Genomic DNA, 13,773 nt, shown 5'->3' with positions numbered 1-13,773 from the left:
GTTCGCTTTAAAAATAGTCAAAACGTGTTTAATCGGTTGAACTGACGACACATCGACGATTTTATCAGCACAGGCTTAGTGTTTTTTGATGTACATGTCTTTCGTGAAATAGTACCCCAGCTTATCCGGCGTAAATCCACCGACCCACGGTTTTACCAGGTGCGTGCGGACGTAGTGATAAACCGGAATGGCCGGTACATCACGCCCCAGCAGATCTTCCGCCTGCTGGTAGTACTTACCCCGCTCCTCAGCCGTTTTGGCTTTTGCGGCATTCACCAGCGCCCCATCGTAGTCCGGATTGCTGTACTGGCTGGTGTTTTCGCTGTCTCCCGTGCGGAAGTTGTTCAGGAAGGTCGCCGCATCGTCGTAATCGGCAATCCACGCGTAGCGCACCGCGTCAAAGTTGTGGGTGTGCATGGTATCCAGCATGGTTTTCCACTCCTGGTTTTGCAGCTTTGCCTCCACGCCAAGGTTTTTCTTCCACATGGAGCTGGCCGCAATCGCGATGCGCTGGTGCGATTCAGAGGTGTTGTAGAGCAGGTTGAAGCTCAGAGGATGGCTGGCGTTGTACCCGGCCTCGTTCAGCAGCTTTTTCGCCTCCGCGATGCGCTTGTCCAGCGGCCAGCTGGCGTAATCCGGGTTCTGTAGCTTAACGCCGCCGATATCCGGCTGGCTGATGAGCCACGCCGGGCGCTGCCCCTGCCCTAATACTTTCCCGGCAATGATGTCTTTATCCAGCGCCATGTTCAGCGCCTTGCGCACGCGCGCGTCGTTGAACGGCGGACGGGTGGTATTGAATTCGTAGTAATAGGTCGCCAACTGAGGTGAAACGTCCAGCTGGCTGCCCAGGGTTTTCTTGAGTTGAGCAAACTGGTTAATCGGCACCGTGTACACAATGTCAATTTCGCCCGCCTTATAGCGGTTCACATCCGAGGCCTCGGACGTGATGGGGAGGTAGGTGACCTTGTTAATCACGGTGTGCGCGTTATCCCAGTAGCGCGGGTTACGCTCCGCCACGATGCGTTCGTTGACCACCCACTGCGACAGCTTATACGCCCCGCTGCTGACGAAATGCTCCGGCTTGGTCCACTTATCTCCGAAACGGCTAATCAGCACTTTATCCACCGGCACCAGCGACGGGTGCGCCAGCATCGCGAGGAAGGCCGCGTTTGGCTGCGTGAGCGTCACTTCCAGCGTGGTGTCGTTAATCGCTTTTACACCCAGCGTATCGGGCGCTTTTTTCCCCTGGGCGATATCGGCCGCGTTGGCGATATGCATGTTGCCCGGATAGCTCGCATAGGGCGAAGCCGTTTTCGGGTCGATCAGGCGCTGCCAGCTCCAGACCACATCCTCTGCGGTAATCGCTGTGCCGTCGCTCCAGGTGATGCCCGGACGCAAATGGAACGTCCAGACGGTGTTGTCCTTATTCTCCCATTTTTCCGCCAGGCGGGGCTGGACTTCTCCTGCTGGAGAGACGCTGACCAGCCCTTCGAATAAATCACTGATAATATTGAATTCGACATCGCTTTCGACTTTATGCGGGTCGAGCGAAGCCGGTTCACTGCCATTATTCCTGACCAGTTCCTGTTTATCGGCCAGCGCGGTTCCTGCCGGCACGTTAGCCGCCCAGGCTGCCGTGCTGGCGCACAGGATCCCGGCGGTTAACAAAGAGAGCGTAAAGTTCGTGCGTGTTTGTGGTTTCATTTCCTTCGCCTTATTGTCTGTTTTATGACGATCCGGAAATAACTCTTAGCGTTCGAATGGTAATAAAGCAATATTTTTCAGTAACCTATAAGAGCTTGATCTGGTAAATTGTTGCAAACCGCTGTTCATACTGGTGAAACGCACTTCTGCAGAAGAAATAACCACCTCCAGCGCTAACGTGCTGAGTAAAGATGGGTAAAACCACTTTGAGACTGGCGTGCCGTTTCCTATTCTTTCCGCTAATTACATCTGTCATAAGAGAGTGACTCATGGATCGTATAATTACTTCTTCACGCGACCGCACATCGCTACTCAGTACCCACAAGGTGCTGCGCAATACCTATTTCATGCTCAGCCTGACGCTGGCATTCTCAGCGATCACTGCCACCGCCAGCACCGTGCTGATGCTGCCGTCTCCGGGGCTGATCCTGACGCTGGTGGGTATGTATGGTCTGATGTTCCTGACCTACAAAACCGCTGACAAACCGGTCGGTATTCTTTCTGCTTTTGCCTTCACCGGCTTCCTGGGCTATATCCTGGGGCCGATGCTGAACGCGTATCTGTCTGCCGGTATGGGCGATCTTATCGGCATGGCGCTGGGCGGTACCGCGCTGGTGTTCTTCTGCTGCTCGGCCTACGTGCTGACCACCCGTAAGGACATGTCCTTCCTCGGCGGTATGCTGATGGCGGGTGTTGTGGTGGTGCTGGTGGGTATGGTGGCAAACATCTTCCTGCAGCTGCCTGCCCTGCATCTGGCGATCAGCGCCGTGTTTATTCTGATTTCTTCAGGCGCGATCCTGTTTGAAACCAGCAACATCATTCGCGGCGGTGAGACGAACTATATCCGCGCCACGGTGAGCCTGTACGTGTCGCTGTACAACATTTTCGTCAGCCTGTTGAGCATCCTTGGCTTCGCCAGCCGCGATTAAGCCGCAGCGCTGTGAACCTGGCCCCGCTTATGCGGGGCTTTGTTTTTTGGTACACTGCTGCGGTTTTTGACTGACGCGTGAATGACTATGTTGAGTTTTGAAGGCAAAGAGATCGAGACCGATAACGACGGTTATCTGAAAGAGAGTGGCCAGTGGAGCGAAGCGCTGGCAGAAGTGATTGCTGAGAAAGAAGGGATTACCCTCTCTCCCGAACACTGGGAAGTGGTGCGTTTTGTCCGCGAGTTCTATCTTGAATTCAACACCTCTCCGGCCATCCGCATGCTGGTCAAAGCCATGGCCAATAAGTTCGGCGAAGAGAAAGGCAACAGCCGCTATCTGTATCGTCTGTTCCCGAAAGGCCCGGCAAAACAGGCAACAAAGGTTGCTGGTCTGCCGAAGCCGGTGAAGTGTATTTAATAGCGGATACCGAAATTAACGTACTCCCGGCCGGGTTGATGCGGTTCCGTTAAGACCTTATCAACCCGTGCGCTGCGCGGCCCACCCGCTTTCAGCCAGGCCACCAGCTTGTCGACCTGCTCCGCCTCGCCGCAGGCGACCACCTCCACGCTGCCGTCGTCCATATTTCGCGCGTATCCCGTGAGCCCAAGCTCAATCGCTTCGCGCTGGGTACTGTAGCGGAATCCGACGCCCTGAACGACGCCGTGAATCCAGGCGATGGTGCAGACTTTTGACATATTTCTTCTCCTTAACGTAGCGTTTTCGGCAAACAGCCATAGTGTTGCCGGAAACGGGCGGTGAAACGAGAGCTGGAAAGATACCCACATTGTAATGCGATTTCGCCAATCGGTAATCGGGTTGACTGTAGCTGTGACAAAGCAACGGCCATCCTCACCTCCTCCACAATCTGGCGAAAACTCTGTGACTCGTCACGCAAGCGTCTTCGCAGCGTCGGCACGCTTAAGGCCAGACGGCTGGCAACATCCTGCGCGGTCCAGACTCTGGCGGGCGACAGCATAATGAACTGCCGCACCTGCTCGGTCAGGTTACTGTTTCGCTCAATAAGCAGCGGACCTGCCACACCATCATGCAGCAAGGCCAGCAAAAGACCGAAGGCCTGATGCTTTTGTAGCGCCTCCGGTAAATCCTGACGCACGGCGTGCAGCAGGTTGTCCCACATAAACGCCAGCCCCTCGCTCAGCGGGGCGCAGAGCGAATGCAGCGTCGTGCGCGGCCAGGATTTCAGGTAATGCGCTTTAAACTCGGCAACGATCTCCGGAGACAACATCAGCAAGTCGGATCGAAACATGCCGTTCGCGGGTTGATTGATAATCTCCATTACCGTATTGGCAGGGATAATGATGAGTTGATCCCGTGTCGCCTCCAGGCGGTTATCATCCTGAACAATCACCTTACTGCCGTGAGTGATATGACAAATCGCCGGAAAAAAGAGTTTAACCTGGTGCAGGCGATGCATTTTGCTGGCGGTCACTTCACCCGCTGTAAGATGTTTATGTCGAAAATGGAACTCCTGCACCCGGCCATCCTTATCTGCTGTAGGTTGCTGTTAACTGTGCCTTTGCCAGAACATGACTATTGATCATAAAACCGACCAGCGCGCCGCTGGCATTTTTATCGACGGGCAGTTTATCCACGTCCAGGGCCCAGACGGTAATCTGATAGCGGTGCGGCTTGTCCCCGGCGGGTGGACATGCGCCGCCGAATCCAGAATAGCCGAAATCATTACGCCCCTGTACAACACCGGCAGGTAATTTCTCGCCGTTCGGGTTACCGGCATCAGCGGGCAGCGTCATTGTAGTCGCCGGAATATTGGCTACGGTCCAGTGCCACCAGCCGCTGCCGGTGGGGGCATCGGGGTCATATACCGTAACGGCAAAACTTTTTGTACCGGCGGGCGGATTTTTCCATGCCAGCTGGGGAGAGATATTCCCACCGTGGCAGCCAAATCCCTCAAATACCTGCTGCTGCGCTAACCGGCGTTCGCCGGAAATATCCTGGCTGGTGATGCCGAAAGGCGTTGCTGCTAAAACCTGAAAACTTATCGCCGCCAGAGCGGCTATTGCGATTACACTGCGCTTTTTCATGGGTGCTCCCTCTGCTGTACCGGAAGCCCCACTGTAAAGCCTGCTGCAATATCATAATGTGCCTAAGCGATTTGATTTTGTGCCGAAACGCTCAACGGCATCCGCAGATGATTGCGCCTTGCTGAATGTGCTACTCTACGCGCCATTTCCCTGAAATCGACAGAACAGCAAATTATGAGTGTACGTTTAGTGTTAGCCAAAGGGCGCGAGAAATCATTACTGCGCCGTCATCCCTGGGTCTTTTCCGGCGCGGTTGCCCGCATGGAAGGCAAAGCCAGCCTCGGTGAAACCATTGATATCGTTGACCATCAGGGGAAATGGTTAGCGCGAGGCGCCTACTCGCCAGCGTCCCAGATCCGGGCTCGCGTCTGGACGTTCGATAAAGACGAAACCATCGACATCGACTTCTTCGTCCGCCGCCTGCAGCAGGCGCAGCAGTGGCGCGACTGGCTGGCAAAACGCGACGGGCTGGACAGCTACCGCCTGATTGCCGGTGAGTCCGACGGTCTGCCGGGCGTGACCATTGACCGCTTCGGTAACTTCCTGGTGCTGCAGCTCCTGAGCGCCGGGGCAGAATACCAGCGTGCCGCGCTGATTAGCGCGCTGCAAACGCTGTTCCCGCAGTGTGCCATCTATGACCGCAGCGACGTTGCTGTGCGCAAAAAAGAAGGTATGGAGCTGACTCAGGGGCCCGTAACGGGCGAACTGCCACCGGCCCTGCTGCCGATTGAAGAGCACGGCATGAAGCTGCTGGTGGATATTCAGGGCGGGCACAAAACCGGTTACTACCTCGACCAGCGCGACAGCCGTCTGGCTACGCGTCAGTACGTTGCCGACAAACGCGTGCTGAACTGCTTCTCCTATACCGGCGGTTTTGCCGTTTCGGCACTGATGGGCGGCTGTGCCCAGGTGGTGAGCGTGGACACCTCGCAGGAAGCGCTGGATGTGGCAAAACAGAACGTCGAGCTCAACAAGCTGGACTTGAGCAAAGCGGAGTTTGTACGCGATGACGTCTTCAAGCTGCTGCGTAAATATCGCGACCAGGGCGAGAAGTTCGACGTCATCGTGATGGATCCACCAAAGTTTGTGGAAAACAAAAGCCAGCTGATGGGCGCGTGCCGTGGGTATAAAGATATCAACATGCTGGCTATCCAGCTGCTGAACCCGGGCGGGGTTCTGCTCACCTTCTCCTGTTCCGGCCTGATGACCACAGATTTATTTCAGAAAATCATCGCCGATGCCGCAATAGATGCTGGCCGTGATGTACAATTTATAGAGCAGTTCCGTCAGGCCGCCGATCACCCGGTGATTGCTACCTACCCGGAAGGGCTCTATCTGAAAGGGTTTGCCTGTCGCGTCATGTAACTTGAAAAGAGAAATATTGCCCGCACATAACGTGTAAGTCGTATTTCCCGGGAGGTGACTATGATTGCCAGCAAATTCGGTATCGGCCAGCAGGTCCGCCACACTTTGCTAGGGTATTTGGGTGTGGTCGTGGATATCGACCCGGAGTATTCCCTTGATGAACCGTCAGCAGACGAGCTGGCGGTGAACGCAGAGCTTCGCGCCGCGCCCTGGTACCATGTGGTGATGGAAGGTGATGATGGACAACCCGTCCACACCTATCTGGCCGAAGCGCAGCTGAGTAGCGAGCTGCAGGAAGAGCATCCGGAGCAACCCACGATGGATGAACTTGCTCAGACTATCCGCAAACAGTTACAGGCTCCACGCCTGCGGAACTAAGCGTGTAAAAAAAGCCCGATGAACGGGCTTTTTTTTATTACTTCGCCAGCCCCAGACGGGGGATGTCGATCGCTGGACAGCGATCCATGACGACATTCAACCCTGCATCCCGCGCCAGCACGGCGGCCTGTTCGTTTATCACACCCAGCTGCATCCACAGCGTTTTTGCGCCTACGGCGATAGCGTCCTGCGCGACTTCCCATGCTGCCTCGGAATTACGGAAGACATCGACCATATCAATTTTTTCCGGCACCTCAGCGAGCGTGGCATAACCCTGCTGACCCAGTAATGTTTTCCCCGCTACTTTTGGCGACACCGGGATAACGTGATAACCCTGATCGAGAAGGTATTTCATCACCCGATAACTTGGACGATCGGGTTTGTCGCTCGCGCCCACCAGCGCAATGGTGCGCGTGGATGTCAGAATCTCGGCAATATCGTTCTCTTTCATGGCTTTTCTCCTGGCTTTTTTAAAAGTGTACGCCAAACCGCACATCTCAACCATCCATCCCATACAGATGCATGAGGGCAAAACGGCGAAATATGTCTATATGTTAGTAAACGTGATTCTCGAAAAATCTAGATACATTAATGCGGCGACAGGATTTCTGACGGGAGCCTTCTATGAAAACCGGTATTGCCACTGCTCTGATTGCATTAGTGATGCCGGTCTGCGTTTTTGCTACCACGCTTCGGCTTTCAACCGACATCGATCTCCTGGTTCTGGACGGAAAAAAGGTCTCCAGCTCGTTACTGCGCGGTGCAGACAGCATTGAGCTGGATAACGGACCGCATCAGCTGGTATTCCGGGTGGAAAAATCGCTCGGTCTGGCTAATCATGAGCAAAGGATGTACATCTCCCCGCCGCTGATCGTCAGCTTTAATACCCGACAAATCAGTCAGGTGAACATCACCCTGCCTCGCCTTGAAACGGAAAAGGAATCTGCGACCTTCGACGCGTCACCGCGCGTTGAACTGCTGGATGGGAATGCGATGCCGATTCCGGTGAAGCTGGATATTCTGGCGCTGACGGCCTCGCCGAAAGGCCCGGATTACGAGGCGGCGACCCAGACCTATAACAAAGCGGGGAAACGCGCCTCGCTTCCGCAGTTTGCCACCATGATGGCGGACGACAGTACGCTGCTATCCGGTGTCTCTGAACTGGACGTCATTCCTCCCCAGTCCCAGACCCTGACGGAACAGCGCCTTAAATTCTGGTTCCAGCAGGCCGATCCCGACACGCGGGCCCGCTTTTTACAGTGGGCAAAACAACAACCTTCATCCTAAGCCACATTTTTTACGCCTTTCTCTTGCAGCATCAGACGGTTCCCGTCATCGTGTAGTCAGTTAACCTGATGGATATGATTATGGAACTGACAACACGCACGCTGCCTGAACGCAAACACATTGCTCTGGTGGCGCACGATCACTGTAAACAAATGCTGCTTAACTGGGTTCGCCGCCATCAGTCTTTGCTGGAGAAGCACGCCCTGTCGGCGACCGGTACAACCGGTAACCTGATCCAGCGCGAAACGGGTCTGCAGGTGAATGCCATGCTGAGCGGCCCGATGGGCGGCGATCAGCAGGTCGGCGCGCAGATTTCCGAAGGGAAAATTGATGTGCTGATCTTCTTCTGGGATCCGCTGAACGCGGTTCCGCACGATCCAGATGTTAAAGCGCTGCTGCGTCTGGCGACGGTGTGGAATATTCCGGTGGCGACGAACCTGTCCACGGCGGATTTCATCATCGAATCGCCGCAGTTTAACTCGCCGGTTGATATCCTTATTCCGGACTATCAGCGTTATCTTTCCGACAGATTGAAGTAGCTTTTTTGCCGGGTGGCGGCTACGCCTTACCCGGCCTACAACACCTTGCCCGAAATCGCTACGGCTTCCTCGCCACCGGCACATCAATACTCTTCAAAATATCGACAAACGCGGATGGCTCCTCTTTATTGAACAGTAGCCACACGCGATGCCGCGCGCGGGTGATGGCCACATACAGCAAACGCCGCTCTTCGGCATCCGGGAAATCTTCCGGCACCGGCAGTAAGGCCTCTTCCATTACCGACTCGCGGGCCGGGGCCGGGAAACCGTCGCTGCCCTCTTTCAGCCCCACCACAATCACATAATCGGCCTGCTGCCCTTTGCTGGCGTGAATGGTCATAAATTCAAGCTGCAGTTTCGGCCAGCGGGTGGCGGCCTTTTCCAGCGCCGCAGGTTTAAGGTGATGGTAGCGCGCCAGCACCAGAATACGTTCATCGGGCTTTGCATAGCCGCTGAGCTTGTCCAGCAGCGGCTCCAGCTGGTCATCCGCCAGCAGGGTGACCGCTTTTTTATCCCCTGGGCGCAGGCTATTAAGCGGCTTTGCCAGCTGATGCGGATTCTGCTGGATAAAGCGGTTGGCGATCTCGCCAATTCGTGAATTGAAGCGGTAGGTGGTGTCCAGATCGCTGCGATCGCCTTCGCCAAAATAGTGGTGGAACGCGGTCGTCAGGGAGAGCTGCGCCCCACTGAAGCGATAGATGGCCTGCCAGTCGTCCCCTACCGCAAACAGCGACGTATGTTTATTTTGCGCCCGTAGCGCCGAGAGCAGTGCAGCACGCTGCGGCGAGATATCCTGGAACTCATCCACCAGAATATGTTTCCACGGGCTGACAAAACGTCCCTTCTCAAGAATGATGATGGCCTGATGGATCAAACCGGAGAAATCAACGGCGTTTTCCTCTTTCAGCGCGGTTTTCCAGGTTTTCAGCAGTGGAGCCATCAGCTTGACCCGCTTCGAAAACAGATCGCGGATCGCCTCCGGCGCGCTTTCAATCATCTCTGCCTGCGATCCACCGTGCATTCGCATCAGGCTGACCCAGCGGTCAAGTCGCGAACCCAGCCGACGCGCCAGCTTATCGTCCTGCCAGAAGCTGCCCTCTGGCACCTCCCAGTTGAGCTCCTCCTCCAGCCACTGACGCCATCCTTTCGCCTGCGCTTTTTTCTCACTGCACTGCTGGCGCCACGTTTTGATGAACAGCGCCTGACGCGCCTGCGCGTCGTTTTCCAGCTTACTGATGGCAGGCACTTTTTTACTGCCCTGCTGAATAATATGCAGCGCAAGGGCATGGAAGGTTCTGGCCGTGATGTCCCGGGTGTGCAGGCGTTCCTGGATACGTGCGTCCATCTCCTGGGCAGCCTTGCGGCCAAAGGCCAGAAGCAGAATTTGATCGGCGACCGCTTCCCCGGTCGTTAGCAGCCAGCCGGCACGCGCCACCAGCACCGACGTTTTACCGCTACCGGCCCCCGCCAGCACCAGCAGCGACTGCTCGCCGTTGACCACCGCGCGCGCCTGGGCCGGATTGAGCGGTGAAGATTCCACCGTACTGAAAAAGTCGGCGTATTGGGTGAGCATGGCGTCCGTCCAGGCCTGGTTATGGGCGAGACGGCTTTTATCCTTATCATTCAGCCAGGCCTGACACTGGCGCCAGGCGTCGCGACAGTTGTCAAACTCGTCGAGACGCGTCACGGAGAGCGGCAGCGCCGAAAGTGCCTGTCGGATCTTTTGCTGCAGCCCGGCGGTCTGCTGACGGGTCAGCCACGCGTGTTGCGCGTCGCTTTGCGCGATATCGTCCAGCACCTGCTGGAGCACCTGGGCAGCAATCACGCTCATATCCTGGCTCCACTGCTGCCAGAGTGCGTTCAGGTGATGATGGAAACGCTGAGTTTCCGCCCACTCGGTGCCGTGAAGACGCACGACTTTATCGTCAGGCAGAACGAACTCCAGCTCACCCCACACCAGCCCGCGTTTGCAATGGATAGCCAGAAGCTGATTAAACGGAATAAGGTATTCGTGGCGTTCCCCGGAGACCTTCACCCCGGCATTAAGGAGAACAACCCTATCGTAAGGGTGTTGCGCCAGGCGTTTGCCTAACGACGTTGCTTTCAGTTCCATGTTCCGCCAAATCCACGAAGAGATAATTTACCTGACAGTTTAACTGCCAGTTTTAAGGTGCTCCAGCCTAAAAAAACGTTACAATCATTGGGCGTTAATTTTATCGAAAGGAAGTGAAGGTTTATGCGTACCGTTCTGAATGTGTTGAATTTTGTGCTGGGCGGTTTTGCCACCACCCTTTCCTGGCTTTTTGCCACGCTGGTGAGCATCGTCCTGATTTTCACGCTTCCCCTGACCCGTTCCTGCTGGGAAATCACAAAACTCTCCTTAATCCCCTACGGGAATGAAGCCATCCACGTTGACGAGCTGAATCCGGAGAGCAAAAACGCCCTGATGAATACGGGCGGAACCCTGCTGAACATACTGTGGCTGATTTTCTTCGGCTGGTGGCTGTGCATCATGCATATTTTTGCCGGTATTGCACAGTGCATCACGATTATTGGTATTCCGGTGGGGATCGCGAACTTTAAGATCGCCGCCATCGCCCTTTGGCCCGTCGGCCGCAGGGTTGTTCCGGTAGAAGTGGCCCAGGCGGCGCGTGAAGCAAACGCTCGTCGTCGTTTTCAGTAAATAAGGACCGGCCGCGTTTATGCTAAGCCCACTGCTTCGCCGTTATACCTGGAACAGCACCTGGCTATACAACGTCAGGATATTTATCGCGCTTTGCGGCACGGTTGCCCTGCCCTGGTGGCTGAATGATGTCAAACTCACCATTCCGCTCACGCTGGGGGTGGTGGCCGGGGCGCTGGCGGACCTGGACGATCGTCTGGCCGGGCGTTTACGTAACCTGGTCATAACGCTTGTCTGCTTTTTCATTGCGTCAGCGTCCGTTGAGCTGCTTTTCCCGTGGCCCTGGCTGTTTGCCCTGGGCCTTACGCTCTCAACCAGCGGGTTTATTTTGCTGGGCGGCCTTGGGCAGCGCTATGCCACCATCGCTTTTGGTGCATTGCTGATCGCCATCTACACCATGCTGGGTGTTTCCCTGTACGACCAGTGGTACCAGCAGCCGATTCTGCTGTTGCTGGGCGCCATCTGGTATAACCTGCTGACGCTAACCGGTCATCTGATCTTCCCGGTTCGCCCTCTGCAGGATAACCTTGCCCGCAGCTTTGAGCAGTTAGCCCACTATCTGGAACTGAAATCCCGCCTGTTCGACCCGGATATCGAGGAAGAAAGCCAGGCTCCGCTCTACGATCTGGCGCTGGCAAATGGCCAGTTGGTCGCCACCCTTAACCAGACAAAAGCCTCTCTGCTTACCCGTCTGCGCGGCGATCGCGGCCAGCGCGGAACCCGCAGGACCTTACACTACTATTTTGCCGCCCAGGACATTCATGAACGCGCCAGCTCCTCACACGTTCAGTATGCTGCCCTGCGCGAGAAGTTCCGCTACAGCGATGTCATGTTCCGCTTCCAGCGCCTGCTGTCCATGCAGTCCCAGGCCTGCCAGCAGCTCTCGCGCTCTATTCTGCTGCGCACGCCCTATCAGCATGACCCCCGCTTTGAACGCGTATTCAGCCATCTTGATGCGGCGCTCGACCGCGTTCAGGCCAGCGGAACGTCACCGGAGCACATCAAAGCGCTGGGCTTTCTGCTGAACAACCTGCGGGCGATCGATGCTCAGCTGGCGACAATTGAGTCCGAACAGGCGATGGCGCTGCCGGGCAGTGAGGTGGAAAACCAGCTTGCTGATGACAGCGTGCACAGCGTTAGCGATATGTGGCTACGGCTGAGCCGCAACTTTACGCCGGAGTCGGCTCTTTTTCGCCACGCGGTGAGAATGTCACTGGTGCTGTGCGTGGGTTATGCCTTTATTCAGATAACCGGGCTGCACCACGGCTACTGGATCCTGCTGACCAGCCTGTTCGTCTGCCAGCCGAACTATAACGCGACACGACACCGTCTTGCGCTGCGTATCATCGGCACGCTGGTTGGCGTCGCGATCGGCCTTCCGGTGCTCTATTTTGTGCCCTCCGTTGAAGGTCAATTGATCCTGATCGTGATCACCGGCGTACTGTTCTTCGCGTTTCGCAACGTGCAGTATGCCCACGCCACCATGTTCATCACGCTGCTGGTACTGCTCTGCTTTAACCTGCTGGGTGAAGGGTTTGAAGTCGCCCTGCCCCGCGTGATCGATACCCTGATTGGCTGCGCGATTGCCTGGGCCGCGGTCAGCTTTATCTGGCCGGACTGGCGTTTCCGCAATTTGCCCCGCGTGGTAGACAGGGCAATGAACGCCAACTGTCGATACCTTGACGCTATCCTGGAGCAGTACCACCAGGGGCGCGATAACCGCCTGGCTTACCGTATAGCACGTCGCGACGCGCACAACAGTGATGCAGAGCTGGCCTCCGTTGTATCTAACATGTCAACGGAGCCTCGCGCCACGGCGGAGATCCGTGAGACCGCGTTCCGCCTGCTCTGCCTGAACCATACGTTCACCAGCTATATTTCGACGCTGGGAGCCCACCGTGAGAAACTCGCCAACCCGGGTATTCTCAACCTGCTCGATGACGCCGTCTGCTATGTCGATGACGCGCTTCATCACCGGCCGGCCGATGAGCCCCGCGTTCAACAGGCCCTGGATGAACTGTCTCAACGCATTGTGCATCTTGACCCGGGAAACGACAGCAAAGCGCCGCTGGTTCTTCAGCAGATAGGTCTGCTTATCGCTCTGCTGCCTGAAATTTGCCGGCTGCAACAGCAAATCGCTACCTGGAGGAGTGATTCTCCTGTGGCTCAGGCAGTGCATTAAACCACTCCGTCAGCTCCCGGCGAATGCCTGCCGGGAGTGCCGCCTCATGCAGCCCTTCGATAGCCCCTTCCAGTGCGAAGAGAACTTTAATACTGAGTGCTTTGTTTTTTGCCCGCATCTTTAGCCAGCTCGCTCTGGCACCCAGCGCCCGCAGCGTTTCCTCATTGGTAATGCCTGCTTCAAAGAGTAAGACCTCAAGCTGAAAGGTCAGGTTTGGCAGGTCCTTCAGGCGGTTTCGCTGATGGCGCTGATAGCGCTCTTTTCTTGCCGCACTGAGCGCAAACGAGGAGAGTTGAAGCAATCGCTCCCTGTCCTGCCATAATCCGTCATCCACACGATAATAGTTGAGCAGAACCGGGCGGCCTCGCTTCATCAACGTCAAGAATGAAGAGGCATTCTTTACACAGTATTTCGCACTCTCCTCACAGGCCCGAAGATAAAGCTCGCCATCAGATACCATGGCAAAAACCGCATCATCCACCGCCAGGGTGTATCCTCCAAACAGCGCGCGATGATGTATCTCGCCAAGCGGTGAAAGGTATTCCTGGGATTTATAAATCCGTTCATAAGATATCTTTTTCATGATATTTCCCTTCAAAATCATAAAGTAACACCGAAAGTTCTTACTAGCGGATCCGTTAGC

Annotated in this window: 15 protein-coding genes; 8 read left to right on the top strand and 7 right to left on the bottom strand. The window is 55.8% G+C overall.

Going from position 1 to position 13,773, the window contains the following annotated elements; genetic code table 11:
- Window positions 1–75 precede the first annotated feature (75 nt).
- Window positions 76–1,704 (bottom strand): ABC transporter substrate-binding protein, encoded by a 1,629-nt coding sequence (locus V1566_RS10740; protein WP_395305842.1) that lies wholly within the window; start codon window positions 1,702–1,704, stop codon window positions 76–78.
- Window positions 1,705–1,973: 269 nt separating this feature from the next.
- On the opposite strand from V1566_RS10740, the gene yccA reads away from it, so the two are divergent.
- Together yccA and tusE are read left to right on the top strand one after the other, a co-directional pair.
- On the top strand, window positions 1,974–2,633 hold the full coding sequence (gene yccA / locus V1566_RS10735) for an FtsH protease modulator YccA (protein ID WP_023335168.1): 660 nt from the start codon (window positions 1,974–1,976) through the stop codon (window positions 2,631–2,633).
- A gap of 87 nt (window positions 2,634–2,720) precedes the next feature.
- Entirely contained in the window at window positions 2,721–3,050 is a 330-nt protein-coding gene (gene tusE / locus V1566_RS10730) for a sulfurtransferase TusE (protein WP_213328351.1), read from the top strand.
- Here the strand turns inward: tusE and yccX are convergent.
- The 3 genes from yccX to V1566_RS10715 are packed head-to-tail and all read right to left on the bottom strand — an operon-like array spanning window position 3,047 to window position 4,696.
- Entirely contained in the window at window positions 3,047–3,328 is a 282-nt protein-coding gene (yccX, locus tag V1566_RS10725) for an acylphosphatase (protein ID WP_395305841.1), read from the bottom strand. The genes tusE and yccX overlap by 4 nt on opposite strands.
- An 11-nt stretch (window positions 3,329–3,339) precedes the next feature.
- Window positions 3,340–4,128, bottom strand: a complete 789-nt coding sequence (locus V1566_RS10720; RefSeq protein WP_395305840.1) for a helix-turn-helix transcriptional regulator — start codon at window positions 4,126–4,128, stop codon at window positions 3,340–3,342.
- Between the two features lie 10 nt (window positions 4,129–4,138).
- Complete coding sequence (locus V1566_RS10715; RefSeq protein WP_395305839.1) at window positions 4,139–4,696, bottom strand: kinase inhibitor; 558 nt, start codon at window positions 4,694–4,696, stop codon at window positions 4,139–4,141.
- A 174-nt stretch (window positions 4,697–4,870) separates the two neighbouring features.
- On the opposite strand from V1566_RS10715, the gene rlmI reads away from it, so the two are divergent.
- Together rlmI and hspQ are read left to right on the top strand one after the other, a co-directional pair.
- Window positions 4,871–6,061: a 23S rRNA (cytosine(1962)-C(5))-methyltransferase RlmI gene (rlmI, locus tag V1566_RS10710; RefSeq protein WP_061715623.1), complete on the top strand. Its 1,191-nt coding sequence runs from the start codon at window positions 4,871–4,873 to the stop codon at window positions 6,059–6,061.
- Window positions 6,062–6,121: 60 nt separating this feature from the next.
- Window positions 6,122–6,439, top strand: coding sequence for a heat shock protein HspQ (hspQ, locus tag V1566_RS10705; RefSeq protein ID WP_008499919.1), 318 nt, complete (start codon window positions 6,122–6,124; stop codon window positions 6,437–6,439).
- A gap of 37 nt (window positions 6,440–6,476) precedes the next feature.
- Here the strand turns inward: hspQ and V1566_RS10700 are convergent, their stop codons facing one another.
- Window positions 6,477–6,890: a CoA-binding protein gene (locus tag V1566_RS10700; protein WP_047346875.1), complete on the bottom strand. Its 414-nt coding sequence runs from the start codon at window positions 6,888–6,890 to the stop codon at window positions 6,477–6,479.
- 173 nt (window positions 6,891–7,063) lie between these two features.
- Here V1566_RS10700 and V1566_RS10695 point away from each other — a divergent pair, with 173 nt between their 5' ends.
- Window positions 7,064–7,726 carry a DUF2057 family protein gene (locus tag V1566_RS10695; RefSeq protein ID WP_395305838.1) on the top strand — a complete coding sequence of 221 codons (663 nt, stop codon included), beginning with the start codon at window positions 7,064–7,066 and terminating at the stop codon, window positions 7,724–7,726.
- A gap of 80 nt (window positions 7,727–7,806) precedes the next feature.
- Window positions 7,807–8,265, top strand: a complete 459-nt coding sequence (mgsA, locus tag V1566_RS10690; protein ID WP_115874655.1) for a methylglyoxal synthase — start codon at window positions 7,807–7,809, stop codon at window positions 8,263–8,265.
- A 58-nt stretch (window positions 8,266–8,323) separates the two neighbouring features.
- Here the strand turns inward: mgsA and helD are convergent, their stop codons facing one another.
- A complete protein-coding gene (helD, locus tag V1566_RS10685) occupies window positions 8,324–10,378 on the bottom strand; it encodes a DNA helicase IV (RefSeq protein ID WP_395305837.1) in 2,055 nt (684 codons plus the stop codon).
- 123 nt (window positions 10,379–10,501) lie between these two features.
- On the opposite strand from helD, the gene V1566_RS10680 reads away from it, so the two are divergent.
- Both V1566_RS10680 and yccS read left to right on the top strand, forming a co-directional pair.
- Complete coding sequence (locus V1566_RS10680; RefSeq protein WP_023311032.1) at window positions 10,502–10,948, top strand: YccF domain-containing protein; 447 nt, start codon at window positions 10,502–10,504, stop codon at window positions 10,946–10,948.
- Window positions 10,949–10,967: 19 nt separating this feature from the next.
- Window positions 10,968–13,130, top strand: a complete 2,163-nt coding sequence (yccS, locus tag V1566_RS10675) for a YccS family putative transporter (protein ID WP_395305836.1) — start codon at window positions 10,968–10,970, stop codon at window positions 13,128–13,130.
- Here yccS and V1566_RS10670 read toward each other — a convergent pair.
- The gene (locus V1566_RS10670) at window positions 13,087–13,713 is read right to left on the bottom strand and encodes a TfoX/Sxy family DNA transformation protein (RefSeq protein WP_023311030.1); all 627 of its coding nucleotides are present in this window, start codon (window positions 13,711–13,713) and stop codon (window positions 13,087–13,089) included. The two genes, yccS and V1566_RS10670, sit on opposite strands and share 44 nt — an antisense overlap.
- Between the last annotated feature and the right edge of the window lie 60 nt (window positions 13,714–13,773).

The sequence above is a fragment of the Enterobacter sp. ECC-019 genome (genome assembly GCF_043974075.1).
Lineage (GTDB): Bacteria > Pseudomonadota > Gammaproteobacteria > Enterobacterales > Enterobacteriaceae > Enterobacter > Enterobacter asburiae_D.
Note: the sequence above shows the minus strand (reverse complement) of the source record. Positions and strands in the feature narration are given on the sequence as shown.